At 58.3% G+C, this 26,995-nt stretch carries 26 protein-coding genes, 4 tRNA genes and 1 pseudogene; 20 read left to right on the forward strand and 11 right to left on the reverse strand.

The features are described 5' to 3' along the window. Positions 1-183: 183 nt before the first annotated feature. From ltaE to AB7M25_RS07400, 7 genes are all read left to right on the forward strand, one after another. Positions 184-1,188 (forward strand): low-specificity L-threonine aldolase, encoded by a 1,005-nt coding sequence (gene ltaE, locus AB7M25_RS07370; RefSeq protein WP_429561096.1) that lies wholly within the window; start codon positions 184-186, stop codon positions 1,186-1,188. A gap of 146 nt (positions 1,189-1,334) precedes the next feature. Next, the gene (gene alaS, locus AB7M25_RS07375) at positions 1,335-3,956 is read left to right on the forward strand and encodes an alanine--tRNA ligase (RefSeq protein WP_454237127.1); all 2,622 of its coding nucleotides are present in this window, start codon (positions 1,335-1,337) and stop codon (positions 3,954-3,956) included. Between the two features lie 91 nt (positions 3,957-4,047). Continuing rightward, positions 4,048-5,289, forward strand: coding sequence for an aspartate kinase (locus AB7M25_RS07380; protein ID WP_007971040.1), 1,242 nt, complete (start codon positions 4,048-4,050; stop codon positions 5,287-5,289). 188 nt (positions 5,290-5,477) lie between these two features. Next, entirely contained in the window at positions 5,478-5,666 is a 189-nt protein-coding gene (csrA, locus tag AB7M25_RS07385) for a carbon storage regulator CsrA (protein WP_002554426.1), read from the forward strand. Between the two features lie 62 nt (positions 5,667-5,728). Then, positions 5,729-5,819 (forward strand) — tRNA-Ser (locus AB7M25_RS07390). 107 nt (positions 5,820-5,926) lie between these two features. Then, positions 5,927-6,003 (forward strand) — tRNA-Arg (locus AB7M25_RS07395). 72 nt (positions 6,004-6,075) lie between these two features. Beyond that, a tRNA-Arg gene (locus AB7M25_RS07400) sits at positions 6,076-6,152 on the forward strand. A gap of 19 nt (positions 6,153-6,171) precedes the next feature. On the opposite strand, the pseudogene AB7M25_RS07405 reads toward AB7M25_RS07400, so the two are convergent. Further along, a pseudogene (locus AB7M25_RS07405) lies at positions 6,172-6,390 on the reverse strand (cell envelope protein SmpA); the annotation flags it as partial. Between the two features lie 321 nt (positions 6,391-6,711). Between AB7M25_RS07405 and mgtE the strand changes: the two are divergent. Continuing rightward, positions 6,712-8,154 carry a magnesium transporter gene (gene mgtE / locus AB7M25_RS07410; RefSeq protein WP_007971042.1) on the forward strand — a complete coding sequence of 481 codons (1,443 nt, stop codon included), beginning with the start codon at positions 6,712-6,714 and terminating at the stop codon, positions 8,152-8,154. Here mgtE and AB7M25_RS07415 read toward each other — a convergent pair. The 3 genes from AB7M25_RS07415 to AB7M25_RS07425 all read right to left on the reverse strand — a co-directional run bounded on the left by AB7M25_RS07415 (position 8,117) and on the right by AB7M25_RS07425 (position 9,186). Continuing rightward, positions 8,117-8,410, reverse strand: a complete 294-nt coding sequence (locus tag AB7M25_RS07415) for a hypothetical protein (RefSeq protein ID WP_454237128.1) — start codon at positions 8,408-8,410, stop codon at positions 8,117-8,119. The genes mgtE and AB7M25_RS07415 overlap by 38 nt on opposite strands. After that, positions 8,400-8,768: a hypothetical protein gene (locus AB7M25_RS07420; RefSeq protein WP_454237129.1), complete on the reverse strand. Its 369-nt coding sequence runs from the start codon at positions 8,766-8,768 to the stop codon at positions 8,400-8,402. The genes AB7M25_RS07415 and AB7M25_RS07420 overlap by 11 nt, the downstream gene beginning before the upstream one ends. 91 nt (positions 8,769-8,859) lie before the next feature. Beyond that, on the reverse strand, positions 8,860-9,186 hold the full coding sequence (locus AB7M25_RS07425) for an Arc family DNA-binding protein (protein ID WP_003178899.1): 327 nt from the start codon (positions 9,184-9,186) through the stop codon (positions 8,860-8,862). A gap of 110 nt (positions 9,187-9,296) precedes the next feature. Between AB7M25_RS07425 and AB7M25_RS07430 the strand changes: the two genes are divergently transcribed. Further along, positions 9,297-9,506, forward strand: a complete 210-nt coding sequence (locus tag AB7M25_RS07430) for a hypothetical protein (RefSeq protein ID WP_429386311.1) — start codon at positions 9,297-9,299, stop codon at positions 9,504-9,506. Positions 9,507-9,598: 92 nt separating this feature from the next. Here AB7M25_RS07430 and AB7M25_RS07435 read toward each other — a convergent pair whose 3' ends face one another. Continuing rightward, positions 9,599-9,778, reverse strand: a complete 180-nt coding sequence (locus AB7M25_RS07435) for a PA3371 family protein (RefSeq protein WP_413427698.1) — start codon at positions 9,776-9,778, stop codon at positions 9,599-9,601. Between the two features lie 21 nt (positions 9,779-9,799). Continuing rightward, positions 9,800-10,030, reverse strand: coding sequence for a hypothetical protein (locus AB7M25_RS07440; RefSeq protein WP_429516600.1), 231 nt, complete (start codon positions 10,028-10,030; stop codon positions 9,800-9,802). Between the two features lie 290 nt (positions 10,031-10,320). Here AB7M25_RS07440 and AB7M25_RS07445 point away from each other — a divergent pair. Beyond that, positions 10,321-10,397: transfer RNA gene (locus AB7M25_RS07445), tRNA-Arg, on the forward strand. Between the two features lie 288 nt (positions 10,398-10,685). Here AB7M25_RS07445 and AB7M25_RS07450 read toward each other — a convergent pair. Continuing rightward, a complete protein-coding gene (locus AB7M25_RS07450) occupies positions 10,686-12,911 on the reverse strand; it encodes a calcium-binding protein (RefSeq protein ID WP_454237130.1) in 2,226 nt (741 codons plus the stop codon). A gap of 1,013 nt (positions 12,912-13,924) precedes the next feature. Between AB7M25_RS07450 and AB7M25_RS07455 the strand changes: the two genes are divergently transcribed. The 4 genes from AB7M25_RS07455 to AB7M25_RS07470 all read left to right on the forward strand — a co-directional run bounded on the left by AB7M25_RS07455 (position 13,925) and on the right by AB7M25_RS07470 (position 19,123). Next, positions 13,925-15,529 (forward strand): response regulator, encoded by a 1,605-nt coding sequence (locus AB7M25_RS07455; protein WP_429386316.1) that lies wholly within the window; start codon positions 13,925-13,927, stop codon positions 15,527-15,529. After that, positions 15,526-16,218 carry a sensor histidine kinase gene (locus tag AB7M25_RS07460; protein ID WP_429386317.1) on the forward strand — a complete coding sequence of 231 codons (693 nt, stop codon included), beginning with the start codon at positions 15,526-15,528 and terminating at the stop codon, positions 16,216-16,218. Before AB7M25_RS07455 ends, AB7M25_RS07460 begins: the two co-directional genes overlap by 4 nt. A 201-nt stretch (positions 16,219-16,419) precedes the next feature. Continuing rightward, complete coding sequence (locus AB7M25_RS07465; RefSeq protein ID WP_429386348.1) at positions 16,420-17,664, forward strand: glutamine synthetase family protein; 1,245 nt, start codon at positions 16,420-16,422, stop codon at positions 17,662-17,664. A gap of 70 nt (positions 17,665-17,734) precedes the next feature. Further along, on the forward strand, positions 17,735-19,123 hold the full coding sequence (locus tag AB7M25_RS07470; RefSeq protein WP_429386319.1) for an MFS transporter: 1,389 nt from the start codon (positions 17,735-17,737) through the stop codon (positions 19,121-19,123). A 64-nt stretch (positions 19,124-19,187) separates the two neighbouring features. Here the strand turns inward: AB7M25_RS07470 and AB7M25_RS07475 are convergent, their stop codons facing one another. The 4 genes from AB7M25_RS07475 to flgA form a co-directional block, all read right to left on the reverse strand. Beyond that, the gene (locus AB7M25_RS07475) at positions 19,188-19,934 is read right to left on the reverse strand and encodes a flagellar brake protein (RefSeq protein ID WP_429386320.1); all 747 of its coding nucleotides are present in this window, start codon (positions 19,932-19,934) and stop codon (positions 19,188-19,190) included. A 92-nt stretch (positions 19,935-20,026) separates the two neighbouring features. Then, complete coding sequence (locus tag AB7M25_RS07480; protein ID WP_218479498.1) at positions 20,027-20,494, reverse strand: flagella synthesis protein FlgN; 468 nt, start codon at positions 20,492-20,494, stop codon at positions 20,027-20,029. Between the two features lie 48 nt (positions 20,495-20,542). Further along, on the reverse strand, positions 20,543-20,869 hold the full coding sequence (gene flgM / locus AB7M25_RS07485) for a flagellar biosynthesis anti-sigma factor FlgM (RefSeq protein ID WP_007980134.1): 327 nt from the start codon (positions 20,867-20,869) through the stop codon (positions 20,543-20,545). Between the two features lie 169 nt (positions 20,870-21,038). Further along, positions 21,039-21,797 (reverse strand): flagellar basal body P-ring formation chaperone FlgA, encoded by a 759-nt coding sequence (gene flgA, locus AB7M25_RS07490; protein ID WP_429386322.1) that lies wholly within the window; start codon positions 21,795-21,797, stop codon positions 21,039-21,041. An 83-nt stretch (positions 21,798-21,880) separates the two neighbouring features. Here flgA and AB7M25_RS07495 point away from each other — a divergent pair, with 83 nt between their 5' ends. The 6 genes from AB7M25_RS07495 (at position 21,881) to flgE (ending at position 26,991) form a co-directional block, all read left to right on the forward strand. Further along, the gene (locus tag AB7M25_RS07495; protein ID WP_015096472.1) at positions 21,881-22,813 is read left to right on the forward strand and encodes a chemotaxis protein CheV; all 933 of its coding nucleotides are present in this window, start codon (positions 21,881-21,883) and stop codon (positions 22,811-22,813) included. A 45-nt stretch (positions 22,814-22,858) separates the two neighbouring features. Continuing rightward, on the forward strand, positions 22,859-23,686 hold the full coding sequence (gene cheR, locus AB7M25_RS07500; RefSeq protein ID WP_007980127.1) for a protein-glutamate O-methyltransferase CheR: 828 nt from the start codon (positions 22,859-22,861) through the stop codon (positions 23,684-23,686). Positions 23,687-24,053: 367 nt separating this feature from the next. Then, complete coding sequence (gene flgB / locus AB7M25_RS07505) at positions 24,054-24,461, forward strand: flagellar basal body rod protein FlgB (protein ID WP_454237131.1); 408 nt, start codon at positions 24,054-24,056, stop codon at positions 24,459-24,461. A gap of 3 nt (positions 24,462-24,464) precedes the next feature. Next, on the forward strand, positions 24,465-24,908 hold the full coding sequence (gene flgC, locus AB7M25_RS07510) for a flagellar basal body rod protein FlgC (RefSeq protein ID WP_007980123.1): 444 nt from the start codon (positions 24,465-24,467) through the stop codon (positions 24,906-24,908). Between the two features lie 15 nt (positions 24,909-24,923). Next, on the forward strand, positions 24,924-25,646 hold the full coding sequence (flgD, locus tag AB7M25_RS07515; RefSeq protein WP_454237132.1) for a flagellar hook assembly protein FlgD: 723 nt from the start codon (positions 24,924-24,926) through the stop codon (positions 25,644-25,646). Between the two features lie 31 nt (positions 25,647-25,677). Then, on the forward strand, positions 25,678-26,991 hold the full coding sequence (gene flgE / locus AB7M25_RS07520) for a flagellar hook protein FlgE (RefSeq protein WP_428609640.1): 1,314 nt from the start codon (positions 25,678-25,680) through the stop codon (positions 26,989-26,991). Positions 26,992-26,995: the final 4 nt, after the last annotated feature.

Raw genomic sequence — 26,995 nt, forward strand, 5'->3', positions numbered from 1 at the left:
CTTGCTCGCGAAGACGGTTTTACATCCAGCGCAAATGTCGACTGTCAGTCCGCCTTCGCGAGCAAGCCCGCTCCCACATGGGCGCAATTCGTCTTTTACTCGTTCAAGGGTTGATTAATCGTCGCCATGCCCGCAGTAATTCTTTCCTGAAAGGGATTTCCCCTGCTTACCGAGGCCAGATTCATGAGCGTTATCGATCTTCGCAGCGACACCGTCACCCAACCCTGCGCCGGCATGCTGGACGCGATGGCCAAAGCCGCCACCGGCGACGACGTGTATGGCGAAGATCCGACGGTCAATCGTCTGGAAGCCGAACTGGCCAAGCGCCTGGGGTTTGCCGCGGCGCTGTTCGTGCCGACCGGGACCATGAGCAATCTGCTGGGGTTGATGGCCCACTGCGAGCGCGGTGACGAGTACATCGTCGGCCAGCAGGCCCACACTTATAAGTACGAAGGTGGCGGCGCAGCGGTGCTCGGCTCGATCCAGCCGCAGCCGCTGGAAGTGCAGGCCGATGGCTCGCTGGACCTGGCACAGGTCGCGGCGGCGATCAAACCGGACGACTTCCATTTCGCCCGCACGCGCTTGCTGGCGCTGGAAAACACCATGCAAGGCAAGGTCCTGCCGCTGGAATACCTGGCCCGGGCGCGCAGTTTTACCCGCGAGCAGGGTTTGCAGCTGCACCTGGACGGCGCACGCCTGTACAACGCGGCAGTGAAGCTGGGTGTGGATGCCCGGGAAATCACCCGGTATTTCGATTCGGTCTCGGTGTGCCTGTCCAAAGGGCTGGGTGCCCCGGTCGGTTCGGTGCTGTGCGGCTCGGTCGAGCTGATCGGCAAGGCCCGGCGCCTGCGCAAGATGGTCGGAGGCGGCATGCGTCAGGCCGGTATTCTCGCGGCGGCGGGCCTGTATGCGCTGGATCACAACGTTCAGCGCCTGGCCGATGACCATGCCAACGCGCAGTTGCTGGCCGAAGGCCTGCGTGCGGCGGGCTTCGAGGTCGAGCCGGTGCAGACCAATATGGTATATGTGCAAATGGGCGACCAGGCCGAAGCGCTCAAGGCCTTTGCCGCCGAGCGCGGGATCAGGCTCAGTGCGGCCGCGCGTCTGCGCATGGTCACGCACATGGACGTCAGCCGTGGGCAAATCGAGCAAGTCGTCGCGACATTCGTCGACTTTTCGCGCAAGTGATAGCGTTAGCGCTCCAATTGACCGTTTCTATCGTATAAACACGCTGTACCCCGCGCGCAGGGCCGATATAATGCGGCCCTTTGCCGTCGCTTCGTCTGTTGACGTTTCGAACAGGCCTTTGGCCGCAGCCTCCGTGGAAGAACCTAATGAAAAGCGCAGAAATCCGTGAAGCCTTCCTTCGCTTCTTCGAAGAGCAAGGCCACACCCGTGTAGCCTCCAGCTCTTTGATTCCGGGCAACGACCCAACCCTGCTGTTCACCAACGCGGGGATGAACCAGTTCAAGGACTGCTTCCTGGGCCAGGAAAAACGCGCGTACACCCGCGCGGTCAGCAGCCAGAAATGCGTGCGCGCCGGCGGCAAGCACAACGACCTGGAAAACGTCGGTTATACCGCTCGTCACCACACCTTCTTCGAAATGCTGGGTAACTTCAGCTTTGGCGATTATTTCAAGCGGGATGCCATCAGCTACGCCTGGAACTTCCTGACTTCCGACAAGTGGCTGAACCTGCCGAAGGAAAAGCTCTGGGTCACCGTCTACGCCAGCGATGACGAGGCGTACGACATCTGGACCAAGGAAATCGGTGTTCCGGCCGAGCGCATGGTGCGCATCGGCGACAACAAGGGCGCGCCGTACGCTTCCGACAACTTCTGGACTATGGGCGATACCGGCCCGTGCGGTCCTTGCACCGAGATTTTCTACGATCACGGCGCCGACATCTGGGGCGGCCCACCGGGCTCGCCGGAAGAAGACGGCGACCGCTACATCGAGATCTGGAACAACGTGTTCATGCAGTTCAACCGCACCGCCGATGGCGTGTTGCACCCGCTGCCAGCGCCGTCGGTGGACACCGGCATGGGCCTGGAGCGGATCAGTGCCGTGCTGCAGCACGTTCACTCGAACTATGAAATCGACCTGTTCCAGAGCCTGCTGAGCGCGTCGGCCAAGGCCATCGGCTGCACCAACGACGCCCAGGCTTCGTTGAAAGTCGTGGCTGACCACATCCGTTCCTGCGGCTTCCTGATCGCCGACGGCGTGCTGCCGTCCAACGAAGGCCGCGGCTACGTGCTGCGCCGGATCATCCGTCGCGCCTGCCGCCACGGCAACAAGCTGGGCGCCAAGGGCAGCTTCTTCTACCAGATCGTCGCGGCTCTGGTCGCCGAGATGGGCGAGGCCTTCCCTGAGCTGAAATCCCAGCAGGCACACATCGAGCGCGTGCTGAAGGCCGAAGAAGAGCAATTCGCCAAGACCCTGGAGCAGGGCCTGAAGATCCTCGAGCAGGACCTGGCTGAACTCAAAGGCGACGTGGTGCCGGGCGACGTGGTGTTCAAACTCTACGACACCTACGGTTTCCCGATGGACCTGACCGGCGACATCGCTCGCGAGCGCAGCCTGACCATCGACGAAGAAGGTTTCGAGCGTGAAATGGAAGCCCAGCGCGTCCGTGCCCGTTCCGCCAGCTCCTTCGGCATGGACTACAACAGCCTGGTCAAGGTCGATGTGGACACCGAATTCACCGGTTACACCGCTCACAGCGGTTCCGCCAAAATCGTTGCTCTCTATAGGGACGGGCAATCGGTTGACGTACTGAGCGAAGGCGAAGAGGGTGTGATCGTCCTTGATCAGACGCCGTTCTATGCGGAGTCCGGTGGCCAGATTGGTGATTGCGGCTTCCTGCAGGCCGGTGCTGCGCGTTTCGACGTGCGCGACACCACCAAAACCGGTGGTGCGTTCCTGCACCACGGCGTGCTGGATTCGGGCAGCCTGATCGTAGGTACTCCGGTGGAGACTCATGTCGACGCCGAAGTGCGTCACGCGACTTCGCTGAACCACTCGGCGACTCACTTGCTGCACGCCGCATTGCGCCAGGTCCTGGGCGACCACGTCCAGCAGAAAGGTTCGTTGGTCGACAGTCAGCGCCTGCGCTTTGACTTCAGCCACTTCGAGGCGATCAAGCCTGAGCAACTGAAAGCGCTGGAAGACATCGTCAACGCCCAGATTCGCAAGAATTCCGAGGTTGAAACCGAAGAAACCGATATCGAAACCGCCAAGCAAAAAGGCGCCATGGCGCTGTTCGGCGAGAAATACGGCGACAACGTGCGCGTACTGAGCATGGGTGACTTCTCCGTCGAACTGTGCGGCGGTATCCACGCCAACCGTACCGGCGACATCGGCCTGCTGAAAATCATCAGCGAAGGCGGTGTGGCATCGGGTGTGCGTCGTATTGAAGCCGTCACCGGTGCAGCGGCACTGGCTTACTTGAACGCGGCGGAAGAACAACTCAAGGAAGCGGCGAGCCTGGTCAAGGGCAGCCGCGACAATCTGATCGACAAGCTGTCGGCTGTGCTGGAGCGCAACCGTCTGCTGGAGAAGCAACTCGAGCAGTTGCAAGCCAAGGCTGCCAGTGCCGCGGGCGACGATCTGTCGGCCCAGGCGCAGGACGTCAAGGGTGTGAAAGTGCTGGCCGTGCGTCTGGACGGTCAGGATGGCAAGGCGCTGCTGGCGCTGGTCGATCAACTGAAAAACAAACTCGGCCGCGCAGTGATCCTGCTCGGCAGTGTCCATGAGGAAAAGGTCGTTCTGGTTGCAGGCGTAACCAAAGACCTGACTGGCCAACTCAAAGCCGGTGATTTGATGAAGCAAGCCGCTGCGGCAGTGGGCGGGAAGGGCGGTGGTCGTCCAGACATGGCGCAAGGCGGCGGTACCGACGCTGGCGCACTGGATGCGGCACTGGCACTGACCGTTCCGTTTGTAGAGCAGGGTCTATAAGGCAGTGCTTGCGGCTCGTAGTCTAGTGGCGGGCCGCAACGCTGTTTGAGTGATTATTTGGGCGCCCTTCATGGGCAGAGGCGGCTTTGAAATGGCTTTGATCGTACAGAAATTTGGAGGCACCTCGGTCGGCACTGTCGAGAGAATCGAGCAGGTCGCCGACAAGGTTAAGAAATTCCGCGATGCCGGCGATGACCTGGTGGTTGTGCTGTCTGCAATGAGCGGCGAAACCAACCGTCTGATCGATCTGGCCAAGCAAATCAGTGGCGACGGCCAACCGGTTCCGCGCGAGCTGGACGTGATCGTCTCCACCGGTGAGCAGGTGACAATTGCCCTGTTGGCCATGGCGCTGATCAAGCGCGGCGTGCCGGCGGTGTCGTACACCGGCAACCAGGTGCGGATTCTGACGGATAGCGCGCACAATAAAGCGCGTATCTTGCAGATTGATGACCAGAAGATTCGCGGTGACCTGAAGGCCGGTCGTGTGGTGGTTGTCGCCGGTTTCCAGGGCGTCGACGAGCACGGCAACATCACCACCCTCGGTCGTGGCGGTTCCGACACCACCGGCGTGGCGCTGGCGGCAGCCCTGAAGGCTGACGAATGCCAGATCTACACCGACGTCGACGGCGTCTACACCACCGACCCGCGTGTGGTGTCCGTGGCCCAGCGCCTGGACAAGATCACCTTCGAAGAGATGCTGGAAATGGCCAGCCTCGGTTCCAAGGTACTGCAGATCCGTGCGGTCGAGTTCGCCGGCAAGTACAACGTTCCGCTGCGCGTACTGCACAGCTTCAAGGAGGGTCCGGGTACCCTCATTACTATTGATGAAGAGGAAACCATGGAACAGCCGATCATTTCCGGTATCGCTTTCAACCGCGATGAAGCCAAGCTGACCATCCGTGGCGTGCCAGACATCCCGGGCGTTGCCTTCAAGATTCTCGGCCCGATCAGTGCCGCGAACATCGAAGTCGACATGATCGTGCAGAACGTCGCGCACGATAACACCACCGACTTCACCTTCACCGTGCACCGTAACGACTACCAGGCGGCGCAAGCCGTGCTGGAAAAAACCGCCGGCGAGCTGGGTGCCCGTGAAGTCGTGGGCGATACGAAGATCGCCAAGGTCTCGATCGTCGGCGTCGGCATGCGCTCCCACGCAGGCGTGGCCAGCCGCATGTTCGAATCCCTGGCCAAGGAAAGCATCAACATCCAGATGATCTCGACCTCGGAAATCAAAGTCTCCGTAGTGATCGAAGAGAAGTACCTGGAACTGGCTGTGCGCGCTCTGCACACGGCTTTCGAACTGGACGCACCGGCCCGCCAGGGCGAGTGATGCGTTTGCCGGAAGGCGCGGTCTGACCGCGCCTTTTGTTTTTTTGAATGGCGTGACCCCCGAGCCTGTTCTTTTGCTCGCGCTAGTCAATACTCAGGCATGTAGGGCTGCGACCGCTCCGGTTGTGGGTCGAGTGCCTTTTTTTTGCAGACTGTTGTCCCTGAAATGAAATGCGTGAGGAGAAAGGTATGCTGATTCTGACTCGTCGGTGTGCAGAAAGCCTGATTATCGGTGATGGCGAAATCACCGTGACCGTACTCGGCGTCAAAGGAAATCAAGTGCGCATCGGTGTTAATGCCCCCAAAGAGGTAGCTGTTCACCGCGAAGAAATTTACCTGCGTATCAAGAAAGAGAAGGACGAAGAACCAAGCCATTAATTTTTATCGTTTTTTATGTTTGCAAACGGGGAAGAAGCTGGTTAATATACGCCCCGTGTTGCGGAGAGCTGGCCGAGTGGCCGAAGGCGCTCCCCTGCTAAGGGAGTACACCTCAAAAGGGTGTCGGGGGTTCGAATCCCCCGTTCTCCGCCATTATTTGCTTAGTACGTTGTAATCTGGCTTCTTCGGTAAGTTGTTGAAATTACTAGAAAAAGTGTTTGACATAGAGATTAGACGGCCTATAATGCGCGGCAACAAATGCACTCGTAGCTCAGCTGGATAGAGTACTCGGCTACGAACCGAGCGGTCACAGGTTCGAATCCTGTCGAGTGCACCATTTAAGAGTCATCTGCAGTAATGTGAATGACTTGGCTTCAACCAGTTGTGATCTGGTATAAAAACACAAATTGCACTCGTAGCTCAGCTGGATAGAGTACTCGGCTACGAACCGAGCGGTCACAGGTTCGAATCCTGTCGAGTGCACCATACAACAGAAAGCCCGCATTTAATGCGGGCTTTTTGCCGTCCGGGATTTTGCTTTTCCTTTCGTGCATCCCTTCTCGTCGAACTCTACGTTTGCGCTGCGACCTCGCAGGGTGTCGTAGCGGTAGCTCGTGGCTGAGTTGCGAATACTGATCCTGTCCGGCTTGCCGAGCGCGCTTTCGACGTCTTGCCGGGTCATGCGGATGATCACTCGCTGATGGATGATTGCCTCTGCACCTTCCCCAGCGTCCTCAGTGACGTTCCTTTCAAGGCGAGCGGCTACAATTTTCGAAGGGGCGTGTGTTTTCTTTTCAGAATACGTCGTCGCACTTTCACGGATCAGGACAATGCTCAGGTTTGTTGTGCAAGCGCTTGTTTCAGCCGAGATTTTTTAACGTTTAAAACCGTCAGGCGGTGTATCATTGCGCCCGTCAGCCCCGCCGGGGCTTGTGGAATACCTCCATGGACTTACCCAGTAGTTACTCAGTACCCCGTTTTACCAATCATGAATTGACTGATTGATCCTTCCGGCGTGCCCCGCTGCTGGGAGTGGAGTTCGCCTATGTCCGAAGTTGAAGTAAAGAAAACGCAGGAAAGCTTGCAGGATCGCCTGGCTCAGGTGGTTGAGTTGCTGCAGCGCCAGCGAGTGGTAGAAGACCTGACTCACCGCCAGGAAGGCCCGCATCATGACCGGGTCGAGAACCTGGTCCACCGGCAGAACCTCGTCGAGTTGCAACGCAAGCTCGATGACCTGCACTCCGCCGACGTTGCCTACATCCTTGAAGCCTTGCCGCTGGACGATCGTCTGACGCTCTGGCAATTGGTCAAGGCTGATCGCGACGGCGACATCCTCCTTGAAGTATCCGATTCGGTTCGTGAATCGCTGATCGCCGACATGGACGATCACGAGCTCCTGGCGGCCGCCAAGGACATGGATGCCGACGAACTCGCTGACCTGGCCTCCGAGCTGCCGCGAGACGTCGTCCATGAGCTCATGGAAACCCTCGACCAGCAACAACGCGAGCGTGTGCGTTCGGCACTGTCCTACGATGAGGAGCAGGTCGGTGCGCTGATGGACTTCGAGATGGTGACTATCCGTGAGGATGTCAGCCTTGAAGTGGTCCTGCGTTATCTGCGTCGTCTGAAAGAGCTGCCGGGCCACACCGACAAGCTGTTCGTGGTCGATTACGACGGCGTCCTCAAGGGCGTGTTGCCGATCAAGCGTTTGCTGGTCAACGATCCGGACAAACAGGTTTCGGAGGTGATGGCCAGCGATCCGGTGAGTTTCCACCCGGACGAAGACGCCTACGATGCCGCCCAGGCGTTTGAACGTTACGACTTGATCTCCGCGCCTGTGGTCGACAAGAACGGCAAGCTGATCGGCCGTCTGACCATCGATGAAATGGTCGACCTGATCCGTGAAGAGAGCGAAAGCGAAGTTCTCAACATGGCGGGTCTGCGTGAAGAAGAAGACATTTTTGCGTCGGTCTGGAAATCCCTGCGTAACCGCTGGGCCTGGCTGGCGATCAACCTGATTACCGCGTTCGTGGCTTCCCGGGTCATTGGTTTGTTCGAGGGTTCGATCGAGAAACTCGTGGCGCTGGCGGCGTTGATGCCGATCGTGGCAGGGATCGGTGGTAACTCGGGCAACCAGACCATCACCATGATTGTTCGCGCCATGGCGCTGGACCAGGTGAGCACCGGCAATACCTCACGCCTGATGCGCAAGGAGTTGGCGGTAGCCTTGATCAACGGTGTGATATGGGGCGGGGTGATCGGTGTGGTCGCCTATCTGCTGTATGGCAGTTGGTCGCTCGGCGTGGTGATGACCGCCGCGATGACGCTCAATCTGTTGCTGGCGGCATTGATGGGGGTCTTGATTCCGATGACCCTGGCGAAGATGGGTCGCGATCCGGCGATGGGTGCCAGCGTGATGATTACGGCCATGACCGACAGCGGAGGCTTTTTCATCTTCCTCGGGTTGGCGACAATTTTCCTGCTTTGACGTCCTGCTCACTGAAAACCCGCCTTCTGGCGGGTTTTTTGTGCCCGGGTGAAACTGTAGGAGCCAGCTTGCTGGCGATGGACTCAAGTGCGCTGCGTTTATCCAGTTCACCCGCGTTATCGTTAACGACCATCGCTGGCAGGCCAGCTCCCACAAAGGGCCGTGCCCACACTGAAACTGTAGGAGCCAGCCTGCTGGCGATGGACTCCAGTGCGCCGCGTTTATCCAGCTCACCCGCGTTATCGTTAACGACCATCGCTGGCAAGCCAGCTCCCACAGGGGACCGAGTCTGTAGGAGCCGGCTTGCTGGCGATGGACTCCAGTGCGCCGCGTTTATCCAGGTTACACGCGTTATCGTTGACGACCATCGCTGGCAAGCCAGCTCCCACAAAGGGCCATGCCCACACTGAAACTGTAGGAGCCAGCCTGCTGGCGGTGGACTCAAGTGCGCTGCGTTTATCCAGTTCACCCGCGTTATCGTTAACGACCATCGCTGGCAGGCCAGCTCCTACAAGGGGCCATGTCCATGCTGAAACTGTAGGAGCCGGCTTGCTGGCGATGGACTCCAGTGCGCCGCGTTTATCCAGGTTACACGCGTTATCGTTAGCGACCATCGCCAGCAAGGGGGGGGCGTGCCCATGCTCAGACCAGTGAAAGAACCAAAAAAAAGCCAGCGATCAGGCTGGCTTGAGCTTTCTGGCTGAATCAGGACGCGTCGGCGGCCATTTCAGCGTCATGAGCGATCAGCGAAACAAGGGCGTTCTGCTGTCGATGGGAGAGTTGGCGGAAGCGCTGCAGCAGCTCCCGTTCGTGCAAGGAAAGCTCCGGGCTGTCCAGGCGCATGCTCAACTCTTCTCCCAGTGCGCCTTCCTGAATAAGACTCTGCTCAAGGCGCGCAATGATTTCGGAGTTCATGCTGCGATGATGATTGCGAGCCACCTCGGCAATGCGTTCACGCATTCCGTCTGGCAGACGTACGACGAACTTGTCAGCCGTACGGCTGGAATAAATTGCCTGTTTCAATGGGCGCATATATTTAACCGGTTAGTTCAGGGGAGCGGTTTTCGGGATTGGCCGCAGGATGTCTGGTAGGACAAGCTCTCTGACCAAATGTTCAACCTGAATTGATAGAGGCGCGCATCATGCCTCAAACCAGCCAGATCCTTGGCGTCAATTCTGTGACAAATATTGAACTGGATAAAGGCGTTCTGCCAGCACCAATTATCAGAAATGCGCACTGGTTTGAAAAGTTTGACCGGGCCGTTTCGCTTGGCGCTTTCTCCGACCGACGAAAGGTCTCTGGCGGGAGGAAAAAGCGGGCTCGATCCCTGCTCCTTGCCCTTACAGAATAGTGGCAAATGGCCGATTTACTAGGGGCGGTCGAATTGAGGGGCTGAATTCAGGATCGATGGCAGGCCCTGGCACGGAATCTTCCAAGCCAGGGTCAACGCAGTACCGGATCAAACTTGATCTTGCGTCCGGCAATCAATGCGAGCACGAACAGACCGGTGAATACACCGCAGGCGATCAGGGGGAGGGTGACGACCATGTCCTGGGTCAATGACAGATGAAAAATGCCGCTCAACAAGGCGAGGATGAAAAAACTCGCGGCTGATCTGGACATGCGATGCTCCTGAGGGGGGATTCAAAATACCAAACGTTCGGCCGGCGGGTTCGGCACCGGGATGTTTTCCTGGCTGGCCTCCTGGACAAAGCCGTGCTGGTCGCTTATCGCTGCCAGCTGCGGAGCCTTCTGCAACTGAAGGTAATGCGGGATGCGTTGGGCAACCTGCGTAGCGCTGCTCTGGGGGAAAAAATGAAATCCCAGTAAAACTGCCAGTGCGAGTGCATTCGAGAGTAAAAGGGCGCATTTCATGGCGCGGACCTCGGTTGTTCTGTGAGAACAGCAGAAGCAGCTCGCATGCCAGAGTCTATCGACAATTAAATTCTTTAAAAACAATGAATTAAGTTATTTTTGGTAAAGCTCCATATTGCATTTTGCAATGATGGCTTTTTGCAGTGATGCAATTTGCACGGTAAACAAGTCCCCGTCCTGCCAAGGCGTTTGCCTACACTTAAAAAGCCTACGGACGACATGACAAAAGCCAGCCCGGCCGTTAACATGCACGCCGTCCATCGCGCCGCGTTTCCTCACGGCCGACTTGTGTCTCAGTAGCTCAATTGGATAGAGCATCCCCCTCCTAAGGGGAAGGTTGGCAGTTCGAACCTGCCCTGGGACACCATATAATTCAAGCGCTTACCTATTTTGGTGTTCCTCAGTCGCCATTAGGGCTTTGCGGGTCAGCAGCCACAGTAAACATTGACCTCACCTGTTTAAAGACAGGGTTTGTGAATCGCCACAACAATCCTGTGAGCCAGGCATAAAAAATCCGGAACCTGGTTAGGAGGCTCCGGATTTTTCTGCTGATCAAGGATTCGTCAAGCGTCCATAACTGAACAGCTTTGATGAAATTGTCAGGGTCGTTTAGAACCTTGGTTCGATGAGGGGGCTATTCGCCTCCCCCCCACGCTCAAAGTATGAAGTCCGAAGTCGAGAGGCTCGTGACGCCGGTGATCTGAATGGCGAACTCGGCGGTGTTGTCCGCATCCGTGTTGCCGTAGAGCACGCCATTCGCAACCTTCAATTGCCCGGCAGCAGTAAAGGCGGTCGTGCTACCGATGATCGCGAGGAAGGCGTCATTGGCGGTCGTGGCGGTGTTGGCATCCAGCGTCGACAGGTCAATCTTGTCGCTACCCCGCACGAAGTCGCTGATGACATCCCAGGTGGAGCTGATCGTCCCCGTTTCCAACAACGAATTGAAGTCGAAAATATCGCTGCCAGCGCCGCCGATGAGGGTGTCCTTGCCTAGTCCGCCCGTTAACACGTTGGCTGCCGCATCGCCTTTGAGCGTATCGGCGTAGCTGGATCCGGTGAGATTTTCGATGGAGAGGAGGCGATCGACACCTGCACCGAGTGTATTCTGCGAGGCAGTCGTAATGCTCAGGTCGACTTTGACCCCGGAAGCTGCTCCCTCGTAGGTAGCCGTGTCCACGCCGCCGCCCCCATTTATGGTGTCATTGCCAACTGCACCACGCAGGACGTCATTACCAAGTCCACCACTGAGTGTGTCGTCACCGTTGCCTCCATCGAGGCTGTTGTTATTGGCATTACCCACCAGGCGATCGTTCGCGTAACCACCAATAACGTTTTCGATATTGAGAATTCGATCATCCTCGTAACGGGATGCCTGGACACGCTGATCGCCCGTGAGGTTGAGATCGACGTTGAGCGTCAATCCCTCTGCTGCGTAGGACAGGGTATCGATGCCCTCACCGCCGTCCAGGAAGTCGTCGCCAAGGCTGCTGATCAGCAAGTCATTACCGGTGCCGCCCGATAACACGTCGTTTCCCTGGCCGCCATTCAGAGTATCGTTACCGATGCCCCCCCTGAGGATGTCATAGTTGTCGCCACCATCGAGCTTGTCGTCGCCAATGCCGCCCTCCAGTGTGTCGTTACCATTGCCACCGAACAAACTATCGTTACCGCTGCCGCCCACCAGTAGGTCGTAACCATCGCCCCCCTCCAGGGTGTCAGCGCCGCCTTCCCCGAACAGACGGTCGCTGGACGAGGAGCCAACGAGACGGTTGTTGCCAAGGCCCCCGAACAAATCGCTTCTGCCGGTGGCGAACTGATTAGAGTTGGCCGTGCTTGTATTGAGGAGCAGGTTGGTCGTTGTCAGGTCGGCGATCGATACTCCCGTGAGCGCCAGCTCAGCCGAGTAGCCGCCGTTCCAATTTGTGATGACATCGCCACCTTTGTCGTCCACCGCCTCCACCAGGCGCTTGAGGCTATCGATATCACTGATCCCGAGCGTGCGGACATCGAGCTTGTCCTGCTCCGCGAGACTGAAATCGATGATTCGGGTCGAGTCGTAGTAATTGCTCCCCCGCTGAGCGATGAATGTGTCGCTACCAGCCCCGCCAATGAGTCGATCGCTCCCGGTGCCACCGTTCAGGATATCGTTGCCACTACCGCCTTCGAGCACATCTCCATCGGCACCACCGCTCAGGGTATCGTTGCCGGAACCACCGACCAAAAGGTCATTCCCATCCATGCCGAAGAGGGTGTCATTGCCGCTTTCGCCAAAAAGGCGGTCGCTGGACGAGGAACCTGTAAGGCTGTCATTACCCAACCCTCCGAACAGGTCGCTCCTTGAGGTTGCGGTCAGCGTATCGTCTTTGACGGTCGTATTAAGAAGCACATTGGATGTGTCCAACTCCTCGATCCCGGTGGCCCAAAGATTGTTTAGTTTGGTCGTCGAATAATAACCGTTAGTATTGATTGTAAATAAAAGCTTGTCATCGTAGTTGACTTCAAATAGGCGATTAAGCGTCTCGATATCGGAGATACCGACCAGACGAAGATCCAGCCGATCTGCGGACACGTCAAAATCCGTGATGGTTTGCCCTATATAACTGGCTCCACGATTTATGACGAAAGTATCTGCCCCTGCGTCGCCTGTAAGGATGCTATTACTACTAGTGCCCGCGTCCAGGATATCGTTGCCGTTGCCGCCATTCAGGGCGTCCGACCCAGTGCCACCATAGATCGTATCGTTACCATCATTGCCATAAATGGTATCGTCCCCCGTTCCGCCATAAATAACTTCGGCGATGTTGGCGCCATAAATTATATCGTAGCCGGTGGTTCCATAGATGGTGGACCCGGTTACCGTCTTTCCATTTACTGTTGCCATTTAGACTCTCCTGTCGTTACTGCTAAAAAAGTGGCTTCTGCCACAGGCTAAACTCCAAGCAGTAACTCGAGGCGCAACCCATCCTCGTACATACTCATGTCAAACTCTTGCTTGGTTTAAAAAACGGTGCGCATACTATTGTCAATCCTGCTCCAGTTGCGTAGCTACAATCCAAAGCCGACATTGGCGACTAGCCAAGTTCGATCAATAGTTGGCTAATAGATGTATCTACGAAACCAAGGGGATTCACTACAGCCGTTCACAGATGACTGATGGCAGGTTGGGGGCGTAAGTCGACTCGACTTCCACATTGGCTTTGGAAAAAAATGCCCCGTACGTGGGGGCCGTAGGGGCTTTTTGACGCCATTCCACTACGCCTGACTACCCTGACCTCATTGTTCAGAATGGATCAGCAGCCATTTTTGGCTATTACTCCTCATGCAGTCCCTATGCCGAGATAATATCAAAACGATATCACTGAGAGCATGGACTCTGTCAAGTAGATTACACAGGGGGGATAGGAAGCGTTCAGCATCGCTGATGCGAAAATCGATCAACCTTCTGGCCACACGAAAAACGCATTGAGGCACGCATTCACGGGTGAGCCCGATTCTTATGCTCTTGGGTGCGGGCCAAAGTTTTCAGGTGAAGACTGCCCCCCTTTGCTCTATCAGAGGACTAAGTCCGAAGTCGCCATTCGGGTAACCCCGATGAGCTCAATAGCGAACTCGGCGTTGCCGTCAGCATCCGTATGACCATCTAACGCGTTCACCTTTTCAGCGTGAGTGTTGGGGCAAGTTCTCAAGGGAATGCCATGGCTGGCCGATAACCCGGACAGTTACGAGCTTCTTCGTCTCTGACGGTCCAGTGCATGTGCTGACTGGCGACGAGAAGCTGTTTGATGGCCAAGGGCTACCAGCTATCATCTGCGCGCCAAATCAACGGCTGCGAAGCTGAGTCCGTCCGTGTATTTGCCTTTGGGTTCTCCTTCTTAAATTGCCTGGAAATCTTCGATGCTGTCGTATCACCAAAAGCGTTTTCTGATCGTCGATGATTTCTCGGACTTCCGCAGTTCGGTTCGCTCGATGCTGCGCGAACTGGGCGTCAAGGAAGTAGACACTGCCGATACTGGCGAACAGGCGCTGAAAATGTGTTCGCAGAAGGCCTACGATTTCATCCTGCAGGACTTTCACCTGGGCGACGGCAAGAAGAACGGCCAGCAGGTGCTCGAAGACCTGATGGAAGAAAAGTTGATCAGCCATGAAGCGGTGTTCGTGATGGTCACCGCCGAAACCAGCCAGGCCATGGTGCTCAGTGCATTGGAGCATGAGCCCGATGCCTACCTGACCAAGCCGTTCAACCGTTCCAGCCTGGCCCAGCGCCTGGAGCGCCTGGAGCAGCGCAAGACCTTGCTCAAGCCGATCCTGCAGGCCCTCGACCGGGGCAAGCCGATGGAAGTGCTCAACGCCTGCATCGCTCTGTGCAAGCAAGACATCCGTTACTCGCCGTTGTGCCTGCGCTATCGCGCCGATGCCTTGCGCGATCTCAATCAGAACGAAGCGTTGGAGCGGCTGTACGACGGCATCATCGCCGACCGTCCTTTGCCTTGGGCGTTTGCCGGGTTGGGCAAGTTGCTGTTCAAGCGCGGTCAGGTCGGGCAGGCCAAAGGTATCTACGAAAAAGCCCTGAAAGTGTTCCCGATGATGCCGTCGTTGTATGACGGCATGGCTGACGTGCTGGTCGCCGAAGGGGACACCAAGGGGGCGCAGCGCGTTCTCGAAGAAGCGATTCGCCTGTCGCCGCTGGCGGTGCGCCGGCAAGCGATGCTGGGCAAGCTGGCAATGACCAACGAGGACTTCGATACCGCCTCCAAAGCCTATCGTCAGGCGGTAGCGCAAGGTGCGCAGTCACGTTTCAAGGACCCTGAAAGTAACCTCGGCCTGGCTCACGCCTTGATCAGCAAGGGCAGCGACAGGGGGCTGGATACCCGCACCCGGCTGGAAATCAACACCACGCTGAGCGCAGTGGCCAAGGACAACCCAAGCGACCCTGGCCTGCAAATTCGTGCGCGCTTGATGAAGGCCACCAGTCTGCTGATCAACGATGCGGAAACGGCCGACAAGCTCACCGAGCAGGCACTGTTGCGTCTCGATGGCATGGAGCAATTCATGAGCGCGGAAGCGGCGTTGCTGGTGGCCAAGCAACTGAAAATGCTCGGGCAGTCCGAGGCCGGCACCGCGATGCTGAAAAACTGCGTGGAAATCTACGGCGACGATCCGGCGGTGATGAAGGACATCGCCAAGCAGACCGACGACCCGAGCATCCTCAATGCCGGCAACGCCGCCGCTGAACTCAACCGTCAGGGCGTGCGCGTCTACAAGACCGGCAACTTGGTAGAGGCCCGGCAGGTCTTTCGCAAAGCCTTGGCCATGCAACCGAAGAACATCAGTATCGCCCTGAACATGGCGCAGTCGTTGTTGCACGGCACCGATACCAGCGTTGCTTCGGCGGAGCTGGAGGAATGTCGGACCTGCCTGAAAATGGTCGGCCTGATGCCCGACACCGACGCGCGTTTTCCACGTTACCAAAAGCTCAAAAGCAAGGCGTTTGGCCAATGAACGAACACGAACAGGCACTGGACTTCTCCACGGTGATCGCCTCCACCGTGCACGACATGAAGAACTCGCTGGCCATGCTGATGCAGGCCCACAGCCAGTGGCTGGCGCGATTGCCGGAATCGGCGCAGCAGACGCCGGAGCAGGGCGTGATCGACTTCGAGTTCGCCCACCTCAACGGCATGCTGGTGCAGTTGCTGGGGCTGTATAAGCTCGGCGTCAACCAGATGCCGTTGCAACCGGCCTACCATGAGCTGGACGACTTCATCGAAGCGCAACTGGCGTGTCATCAAGAGGTGTTCGCCAGCCGCGGCATCATGGCCACCTATGAAGTGGACCCGCTGAGCCCGCTGGGTTTCTTTGACCGCGAGTTGATCGCGTCGGTATTGGCCAACTGCATCAACAACGCCATTCGTTTTGCACGGCATGCCGTTCTGATCAGTGTCAGTGACGAAGCCGGGCAACTGGTGTTGACCATCAATGACGATGGCGAGGGCTATCCGGCGCCGATGATCGAGCGTCAGGCCGATTACGCCCAGGGCATCAATCAAAGCACCGGCAGCACCGGCCTGGGTCTGTACTTTGCCGGACGAATTGCCGCGCTGCATCAACGCAACGGCGTGGGCGGGCACACCGAAATCAGCAATGGCGGTCCGTTGGGCGGTGGGGTGTTTCGTCTTTACCTGCCCTGACAGGCCGCATATTTATCGACGCTGCTTGAAATTCCGAACACGCGGAGCCTATTTTGTACGGTCGCCGTTCGCGGCCCGCACAATAACAAGGATAGCGTCATGACGACCGTTGGCCTGAGTTCACTCGCGCAGCGATTGACGGGCATTGATGAAGTTGAATGTGTCACGCCGGATTTGAATGGCGTTCCACGGGGCAAAGTGATGACCTCCGAGGGTTTTCTCGACGGTCGACGGTTGCAGCTGGCGCGGGGTGTGCTGCTGCAATGCATCATGGGCGGATACCCGCCGGCGCGGTTTTACGGCAGCGATGATGGCGACCTGGCGCTGATTCCGGACCCTGCACAAATCCACCGCTTGCCCTGGAGCAACCCGCCGCGTGCTTTCGCCATTTGCGACGCGAACGAACTGGGCACTACCACCAGTTCCAACCTGTCGACCCGTGGCCAGCTGAAGGCGGTGATTGCCCGTTACGCGGCCCGCGGCCTGGCGCCCGTGGTGGCGACCGAGCTTGAGTTCTTCGTTTTTGCGCCTAACACCGACCCGACTCAGCCGTTCCAGCCACCGGTGGGCCAGGACGGTCGCCGCGAGGACGGTCATTCGGCGTTCAGCGTCAGTTCCAACAACGGCTTGCGGCCGTTCTTCAACGAAGTCTACGCGTGCATGGCGGCGCTGGGATTGCCTCGCGATACCTTCATGCACGAGATGGGCGTCAGTCAGTTCGAGATCAACCTGCTGCATGGCGATCCATTGCTGCTGGCCGACCAGACGTTCCTGTTCAAGCACCTGCTCAAGGAAGTGGCTCTCAAGCATGGCCTGAGCGTAGTCTGCATGGCCAAGCCGTTGGCGCATACACCGGGCAGTTCGATGCATATTCACCAGAGCGTGGTCGAGATCGATTCGGGGCGTAACGTGTTCAGTGACGAGGCGGGGCAGGAGACGGCCACCTTCCGTCATTTCATTGCCGGTCAGCAAGTGTGCATGGCCGACTTCACCGCGTTGTTTGCGCCGAACGTGAACTCCTATCAGCGCTTGTGCCATCCTTACGCCTCACCGAACAATGCCTGCTGGTCCCACGACAACCGGGCGGCCGGCCTGCGCATCCCGGCCAGTTTGCCGGTGGCCCGTCGGGTCGAGAACCGCTTGCCCGGGGCCGATGCCAACCCGTATCTGGCGATTGCCGCAAGCCTGGCGGCAGGGTTGCATGGCATCGAGAACGCATTGGAGCCGAGCGCCCCGATCCAGGGTGAATTCGAAGTGCCGGACAATCTTTCGTTGCCGTGTACCTTGCATGCGGCACTTGAGCGTCTCAAACGTAGCCAGTTGGCCAAGGAACTGTTCGGCACGGAATTCATCGAAGGCTACATCGCTTCGAAGAGCCTGGAGCTGACCAGTTTCCATGATGAAATTACGCCCTGGGAACGACGTGTTTTAGCCGCCCAGGCCTGACGATCTGTCGACATCCGGCTATCGTTTAGCGATAGCCGATTCTCACTGCAAGGAGCCGCTCGGAACGCCGATGCGCCAAATCTGGAAATCCTTTCGAGCACTGTATTTCGCCTCGCTGATGATGTTGATCGGCTCGGGCCTGTTGAGCACTTACCTGGGCCTGCGCCTGGCGGCCGACCATGTCGACAGCCTGTGGGTCGGTGCGTTGATGGCCGCCAACTATTTCGGCCTGGTGCTGGGGGGCAAGATCGGTCACCGCTTGATTGCCCGGGTCGGGCATATCCGGGCCTACTCGGCCTGTGCCGGGATCGTCGGCGCGGCGGTGCTCGGCCATGGCCTGGTCGATTGGTTGCCGGCCTGGCTGTTCCTGCGGGTCATAGTGGGTCTGGGCATGATGTGCCAGTACATGGTGATCGAGAGCTGGCTCAATGAGCAGGCCGATGCCAATCAGCGCGGCATGGTGTTCAGCGGTTACATGATCGCTTCGTACCTGGGCCTGGTGCTGGGGCAGCTGATTCTGGTCATGCACCCGGCGCTGGGACTGGAACTGCTGATGCTGGTCGCCCTGTGTTTTGCCCTGTGCCTGGTGCCTGTGGCCCTGACCCGGCGGATTCACCCTGCACCCTTGCATCCTGCACCGATGGAGCCACGGTTCTTTATCAAGCGTGTCCCACAATCATTGAGTACGGTGCTCGGAGCGGGCCTGATTGTCGGTTCCTTCTACGGTCTGGCGCCGCTGTATGCCTCACAGCAAGGGTTGTCCACGGAGCAGGTCGGTCTGTTCATGGGGTGCTGCATTTTTGCCGGTCTGCTGGTGCAGTGGCCGTTGGGCTGGCTGTCCGACCGCTACGACCGGGCCGTGCTGATCCGCAGTTTCGCGTTCAGCCTGGCGCTGGCAGCACTGCCGCTGGCAATCATGCCGCAGGTGCCGCTGGAGGTCTTGTTCATCGCCGGGTTCCTCTGCTCGCTGGTGCAGTTCTGCCTGTATCCGTTGGCGGTGGCGTTCTCCAATGACCACGTCGAAGGCGATCGCCGGGTGTCCCTGACGGCAATGTTGCTGGTGACCTATGGCGTGGGTGCGAGTATCGGACCGCTGGTGGCAGGTGTGCTGATGAAGCTGTTTGGCAGCCAGATGCTCTATGCGTTCTTCAGTTTCTTTGCGTTGGTGCTGGTGTGGCGAATTCGCCCGAAAGCGGTGACCAACCTGCATCAGGTCGACGACGCACCGCTGCATCACGTGGCCATGCCGGACAATATGACGAGTTCGCCACTGGTGGCCTGCCTCGACCCGCGTGTGGATGAGCAGGTGGTGCAGGAGCAGATGCACACTCCGGTGAGTACCGGGCCAGAGCCCGAGCCTGAGTTAGAACCTGAAGCTGTCAGCGAAACTGAAACCGATCAACCGCCTCAAGACCCTGATACCGGGCGGGACCCTAACTTCAGCGAGGCCAGGCCTTAAGGCCGGGGCACAAAAAAAACGGGCAGTCACCGCAAGGGACTGCCCGTTTTTTGTGGAGGCTCCATCAGATGTCGTCTTTGTCGAAGCGGCGCGCTTCACGCTGCAACTGGTAGACGAAACGTTCGACCTGACGCTGCACCAGTCCGCTCATGTTGTGGAAGCGAACGCCGGCGAAGGTGGTGGAGATCTTTTCTTCGAAGTGCAGATAACGCAACTCGACCGGAGCCGTCATCTTGCCAAAGGGCAGGTCGGCGCTGAAGCGGTCGTACACCTGACCCAGTTGCAGGCTGCCTGTGATGTCGCCGTCGAAACGCAGTTTGCAGCCGGTAGCGGAAATATCCAGCAGCTTGCCGCTGATGGGGGCCTTGAGCTTTTCGCCGTCGAGATTGACGTTGACCAGTTGTGCCAGCTTCAATGCCGCGCGGAACGCATTGCGGCGCTGGTGGTACACCACTTCATCGGGCAGGGCGCCGCGATAGCAGCGGCTGCCACCGGATTCGTCGATGTTCAATTGGCCGTTGCTTTCCCAGGCAATGCGCACACCTTCGTGGAAGCCTTCGACCCTGAAGGGTTCGCCCGCCATCAGGTAGCGCTCGCCATCGCGAGGGATCATTTCGTCCAGGGCGATCATGTTGCTGTCACGGTCCAGGTCCACCAGATAGCTCTGGAAGCGCTGGCTGCGCTCGTGGAATGTGATGATCAGCGGGTCATGGCTTTCGAGCAGCTGGCGCAGATTGCTGGAGATTTCCAAGGGCGTGGAGAGCACCTTGGGTGGCTGCGGAGCATCATCCACGGATAAGGCATTGGACACGGTTAATCAATCTCCAGACAAAATTTGACTACGACTGGCCAGCATTCTGCCAGCATCTTTCGCGTCTTGGATAGAGCGGCACATCAAGCGGCCTAAGCCTGACTGAGGGGGCGCGGCTTAGCAAGCTTGGAGAATGTTCCACTGGCATCGTAGAGCGCCGGGGTTTCACCACCGTTGAGAATTCTCAGCTGGGTGGCCGTAGCGGCCTGCTGAGTGAGGATTGATTGACCGTTGCTGGCATTGCTGGCCTGGCACTGGACCAGGAGATCGCTCAAAACGTCACTTTGCGCCAGCAACTGGTCGCCGATGCTCGACTGGCTGGCCAGTTGCTCCAGCCCGCCGCGGTTGGTCGGCAGGTTGAGGCTGGCGAGAATTTCACTGCGCTTGCGGCCATGCTGTTCGAGCAAGACGACCAATGCCTGTTTCTGCGCCAGGATGCCCTCGAGCAATGGCATGTCACGGCCATGCAGGGCGAGGGATTCGGTCTGCAGCAATTCCAGCAGGTGTTGCGCTGGAGCAAAGTCGTCGGTGATCAGTTGCAGTAGCTGAGTGTCGTGCATGGCTGGCCTTGGGTTTTAAGCGTCCAAAAGCCTGGCGCCGGCGGTGGCCTAGCGCTGGGCTTCGAAGTTGAGCAGTTTGCTGGCTACACGGTTGCTGTCGACTTTATAGCTGCCATCGGCAATCGCTGCTTTCAACTCGGCCACGCGGGCTTTGTCGACGGCAGGCTGATCGCGCAGCGTGTCAGTGACCTTCTGCAACTGTTGAGCCTCATTGCTGATATGTACCGATTCCCCGCTGTTGACGGTACCGGCCTGTTCGGCCGCGGATTCCAGCGGCGCGGTTTTGCCGGCTTCGGCGCTTTCCTTGCTGGCGCTGGTACGTGTACTGCCCGTAAGGGACGAGGAGCTGTTCAAACGGCTGAAATCGATGACCATGATAAAAAAAACCTCTGGGAATTTGGACGCTTGCCATGGTTTCGGCCATTCCCTGGAAAACTTTAGGCTCATTTATCAATGAACCTCGCGCGCGTCAGCGCTTGCCCTGCATGGAGCACAGTCTAGGGAACCGCCGCGGCGAGCGCCACATTCCGATGAACAGAGCGCCTTACATGGACACTTCCACCTGCCCCGGCGCCATGACCTGCGCCTTGATGACTCGTTGGGAGTTGAGGTTTTTCACCCGGATCTGTTCGCTCAGGCTGCCGTTCGACAGCGCTTCGCCGGGCATGCGCACGCTGAGCGTACCGCTGCGGGCGGTAATCACCACCTGATCGCCCTTGCGGATCACCTCGGCCTGTTCGATATGCACCAGGGTAATCACCTGGTCGGTGACCATTGGTCGGGTCAATCGCTGCCCGATCGCCTGGTCGAGGGACGTCAGGTAGCCCTGGCTGATCAGACTGATATCGCGCTCTCGCAGCACCACATCCCCAGGCTCGACAATGGCGGCGCGACGCAGTGGCCGGGCGGTGGTCACTACCTCGCGAAACAGGCGGACTTGAGCGGGTACGAAGACAGTCCAGGGGGCGGCGCCCTCGCAGCGGACCTTGACCGTGACCCGTCCCAGCGGCTTGGGACTCTCGAGCGTTGCTGTCAACTCCTTGTCGCACATGGGCATGTGCATGCGCGGGTCGAGCGGGTTGACCTGGATCTCGTAGCGACCTTCCGTTTGACTGGTTGCCAGATAGTCTTCTACGGTGAATTCAAGAAAGCCCTGAGTGACGCCGATAAGCATGTCAGGCAAGGTAACCGCGTCAGCAAGGGCAGGGCTGCCAGCGTTGAACAGGCAAACAGCCGCCAGCACGCCGAGCAATTTGCGATAGGGTGTGGTCAGGCGTCGGAAAAATGTCGGTTCTGTGTTCATAACGATTAAAAAAGCAAGCGCCGTGCCGTTTAGTGATGAAGGCGCGTCGCAACAACACTTGGCGTTGGTGTAGGAGTCTGGGCATGGCTGGTGTAATGGATTCGGTAAACCAGCGCACGCAACTGGTGGGGCAGAATCGCCTTGAGCTGTTGTTGTTCCGTCTCGACGGTCAGCAGCTGTACGGGATCAACGTATTCAAGGTTCGGGAGGTGCTGCAATGCCCCCAATTGACGCTGATGCCCAAGTCCAGTCCTGTCGTGTGCGGCGTGGCGAACATCCGGGGGGCGACCATTCCGATCCTTGATCTGGCGATGGCGACCGGCTCCGGTGCGTTGAAGGACAAGAACAATCCGTTCGTGATCATCACGGAGTACAACACCAAGACCCAGGGTTTCCTGGTGCGCTCGGTGGAGCGCATCGTCAACATGAACTGGGAGGAGATCCATCCGCCACCCAAGGGCACCGGGCGCGATCACTACCTGACGGCGGTGACGCGGGTCGACAATCAGTTGGTCGAAATCATCGATGTCGAGAAGGTACTCGCGGAAGTGGCACCGACGCCGGAAGCGATTTCCGTCGGCGTGGTGGATGTCGAAACCCAGCACAAGGCGCTTTCGTTGCGCGTGCTGACGGTCGACGACTCCTCGGTGGCGCGCAAGCAGGTCACGCGTTGCCTGCAAACGGTCGGCGTCGAAGTGGTGGCGTTGAACGATGGTCGGCAAGCGCTGGATTACCTGCGCAAACTGGTCGACGAGGGCAAGAAGCCGGAAGAAGAGTTCCTGATGATGATCTCCGACATCGAGATGCCGGAGATGGACGGGTACACCCTGACGGCGGAAATCCGCAACGACCCGCGCATGCAAAAGCTTCATATCATCCTGCATACTTCGTTGTCGGGGGTATTCAATCAGGCGATGGTCAAGAAGGTCGGTGCCGATGACTTCCTGGCCAAGTTCCGTCCTGATGACCTGGCATCCCGGGTAGTCGACCGGATCAAAGCAGCAGATATCAGCTAGGGGCCTGCGCCCCTGGCAGTCAACACGATTTAAGAGGCGGCATCATTGTCTACGGGTAATTTGGATTTCGAACAGTTCCGGGTATTCCTGGAAAAAGCCTGTGGCATTTTGCTCGGTGAAAACAAGCAATACCTGGTCTCCAGCCGTCTCAACAAACTGATGGAACAGCAAGGCATCAAGTCTTTGGGGGAGCTGGTTCAGCGCATGCAGACCCAGCCGCGCAGCGGTTTGCGTGAACAGGTGGTGGATGCCATGACCACCAACGAAACCCTGTGGTTTCGTGACACCTACCCGTTTGAAGTCTTGAAGAACAAGGTCCTGCCCGAAGCGATCAAGGCCAGCCCCGGCCAGCGCCTGCGTATCTGGTCGGCAGCGTGCTCGTCGGGCCAGGAACCGTATTCGCTGTCGATGTCCATCGACGAGTTCGAACGGGTCAACATGGGTCAGTTGAGGATGGGCGTACAGATCGTTGCCACCGACCTGTCCGGCACCATGCTGAACAACTGCAAGACCGGCGAGTACGACAGCCTGGCCATCGGCCGCGGTCTGTCGCCCGAGCGTCTGCAGCGTTATTTCGACCCGAAAGGGCCGGGACGCTGGGCGATCAAGGCGCCGATCAAGAGCCGGGTGGAGTTCCGTTCGTTCAACCTGCTGGACAGTTACGCGAGCCTCGGCAAGTTCGACATCGTGTTCTGCCGCAACGTGCTGATCTACTTCTCCGCCGAGGTGAAGAAGGACATCCTGTTGCGCATCCACAGCACGTTGAAGCCGGGGGGGTACCTGTTCCTCGGTGCTTCCGAAGCGTTGAACGGTTTGCCGGATCATTACCAGATGGTCCAGTGCAGCCCGGGGATCATTTACCAGGCGAAATGAACGGTTGGCATTGTCAAAAAACGGGAGTCCTCAGGGGCTCCTGTTTTTTTATGCCTGGTGATTTCTCACGGTTGTCTCAATCTCCTTGTAGGAGCTGGCTTGCCAGCGATGGCGTCGAGTCAGCCGACGTTTAATTTGCTGACACACCGCTTTCGCTGGCAAGCCAGCTCCTACAGGGGGAGGTGGTGTTCTCAAGAGTGGTGCCAAGCGGCAGAAAAGCGGCAGGCGGCGGAAAACCGTTGCCGCTTTTCTGGCATTGCCGCGTTGCCATGTCCGGCAAAGCCCCGGTTTCCGGGGTTTTTTGAATTGGCATGGGGCTTGCTATGTCGATCCTACGAAAAATCAGGTCACCCGAAGGTTTCCCGACATGAGCATCAGCTTCGATAAAGCGCTCGGTATCCACGAACAAGCCCTGGGCTTCCGCGCCCAGCGTGCCGAAGTCCTGGCCAATAACATCGCCAACGCCGATACCCCGAACTACAAGGCTCGGGACCTGGACTTCTCGAAAGTGCTCGCCGAGCAGAACGAGAAAACCAAAAGCGGCACCTTCGCCTTGAACATGACCAACAGCCGGCATATCGAAGCTGAAGGCATGGGCAATGGCGACGAGTCGTTGCTGTATCGCACGCCGATGCAACCGTCGATCGACCAGAACACCGTGGACGCTCAGCTGGAACAGTCGAACTACGCGGAAAACGCGATCGGCTTCCAGGCCAGCTTCACCCTGCTCAACAGCAAATTCAAAGGGCTGGTATCAGCCCTGCGCGGAGAGTAAGCCATGTCTCTATCCAGTGTTTTCAACATTGCCGGTAGCGGCATGAGTGCGCAGACCACGCGGTTGAACACCGTCGCTTCGAACATCGCCAACGCCGAGACCGTCTCGTCGAGCATCGACCAGACCTATCGCGCGCGTCACCCGGTGTTCGCCACCATGTTCCAGGGTGGCCAGAGCGGCGGCAGCGATTCGCTGTTCCAGAGCCAGGACGCCGCCGGCCAAGGTGTGCAGGTGCTGGGTGTAGTCGAAGACCAGAGCAATCTCGAGGCGCGCTACGAGCCGAACCATCCGGCCGCCGATGCCAAGGGTTACGTCTACTACCCGAACGTCAACGTGGTTGAAGAAATGGCCGACATGATTTCCGCGAGCCGTTCGTTCCAGACCAACGCCGAAATGATGAACACCGCCAAAACCATGATGCAGAAAGTCCTGACCCTCGGTCAGTGATAAGGGGCGACTCAGATGAGTGTTACCGATTCCACCAGTGGTTTGAGCCTCAACGACATCCTGGCCAACTCTTCGATCAAGACCAACACCACGACTGACGGCCTCGCCTCGGCAGCCGGCAGCGCCTCGGGCAACAAGGCCCTGGGCAAGGATGCGTTCCTGCAGTTGCTGGTAACCCAGCTGAAAAACCAGAACCCGCTGGAGCCTCAGGACAACGGTGCGTTCGTGGCCCAGCTGGCGCAGTTCAGCAGCCTGGAAGGCATCACCGCGCTCAACGACACCGTGAGCGGCCTGGCCAGCAACTACAACTCGTCCCAGGCCTTGCAGGCGTCGTCGCTGGTAGGCCGTTCGGTCATCGCGCCGGGCGACAAGGCCGTGGTCGATACCACCAAGAGCCTGAGCGGCACGGTGGTGGTGCCGTCTTCGGTGGCGTCCGCCACCCTGAAGATCACCGACTCAACCGGCAAGACCGTGCGCACCATCGACCTCGGTTCGCAGAAGGCCGGCAACGCCAGCTTCATCTGGGACGGCAAGAACGATGCGGGTGAGACGGTACCTGCCGGCACCTACACCTTCGGCGCCACGACCGAGATCGATGGCAAGTCCGTCGCGTTGATCACCAACCTGCCCGCGACCGTCAACAGCGTGACCATCAGCCAGACCGGCGGTGAGTTGATGCTCAATCTGGCCGGGCTGGGCAGTGTTGCCCTGTCCAAAGTACAAACCATTGGTATGTAAAGCCGACTAACCCGGCACAAAGGAGTGAAACATGTCTTTCAACATCGGTCTTAGCGGTCTCTTTGCATCCAACAAACAACTGGACGTGACCGGCAACAACATCGCCAACGTCGCGACCACCGGTTTCAAATCGTCCCGTGCAGAATTCGAAGATGTGTACTCGGCGACCCGCCTGGGCACCGGCAGCAAGACCATCGGCAACGGCGTACGCCTGGCCAACGTTTCCCAGCAGTTCACCCAGGGTGACGTGAGCAACACCGGCAACGTCCTCGACATGGGTATCCAGGGCAACGGCTTTTTCGTTCTGAACAACAACGGTTCGCTGACCTACACCCGTGCCGGTACGTTCAAGACCGACAAGGAAGGCTACGTCACCAACAGTGACGGCACGGCCCGTTTGCAGGGTTACGGTGTGGACGCCAATGGCAAGATTCTCAATGGCGTGTTGACCGACTTGCGAATCGACACCTCCAACCTGGCGCCGAAGGCCACCAGCACCGTTTCGTCGACGATCAACCTGAACTCCACGGCGCCGGTGATCGATCAGACGGTGGTGGCCAACAAGTTCGATCCGAGCAAGCCCGCCACTTACACCAAGCAGTTCACCACCCCGGTTTTCGATACGCAGGGTAACCAGCACCCCATGGACCAGTACATGGTCAAGACGGGGCCGAACACCTGGGATACCTACACCCTGATCGATGGTCGCAACCCGGATGGCAGTGATCCTGCCGTGACGGCTCCAATCCCTTCGACCATGGCTTTCGATTCGAGTGGCAAGCTGGTTTCGGTTACCACTCCAGGTACTCCGCCTGTCGTCAGCCCGGATCTGAAGATCACCAACTGGGTCCCAGGCAAGGTGACCAACGGTGTATGGGCAGCCAACGGCGCCGCCGCCGATCCGGCGGGCGTGACCACTTCCATGAGCAACACCACGCAGTTCAACGCCGACACCGCGCGTTCGATTCCTGCGCAGAACGGCTACGCCACTGGCCAGATCACCAACCTGACCATTGACGGCAGCGGTGTGCTGCTGGCCAACTTCAGCAACAACCAGACCAAGCCGATCGGCCAGATTTCCCTGGCCAGCTTCACCAACGAGCAAGGCCTGCAGCCGGTAGGCGGCACAAGTTGGAAAGAAACCTACACGTCGGGCATCCCGGGCTACGATGCGCCGCAGACTGGCACCCTGGGTTCGATCGTTTCCAATTCCCTGGAAGAGTCCAACGTCAACCTGACCAACGAGCTGGTCGACCTGATCAAGGCGCAGAGCAACTACCAGGCGAACGCCAAGACCATCTCGACCCAAAGCACCATCATGCAGACCATCATTCAGATGACTTGATGCT

The organism is Pseudomonas sp. AP3_22 TE3818, assembly GCF_053628995.1.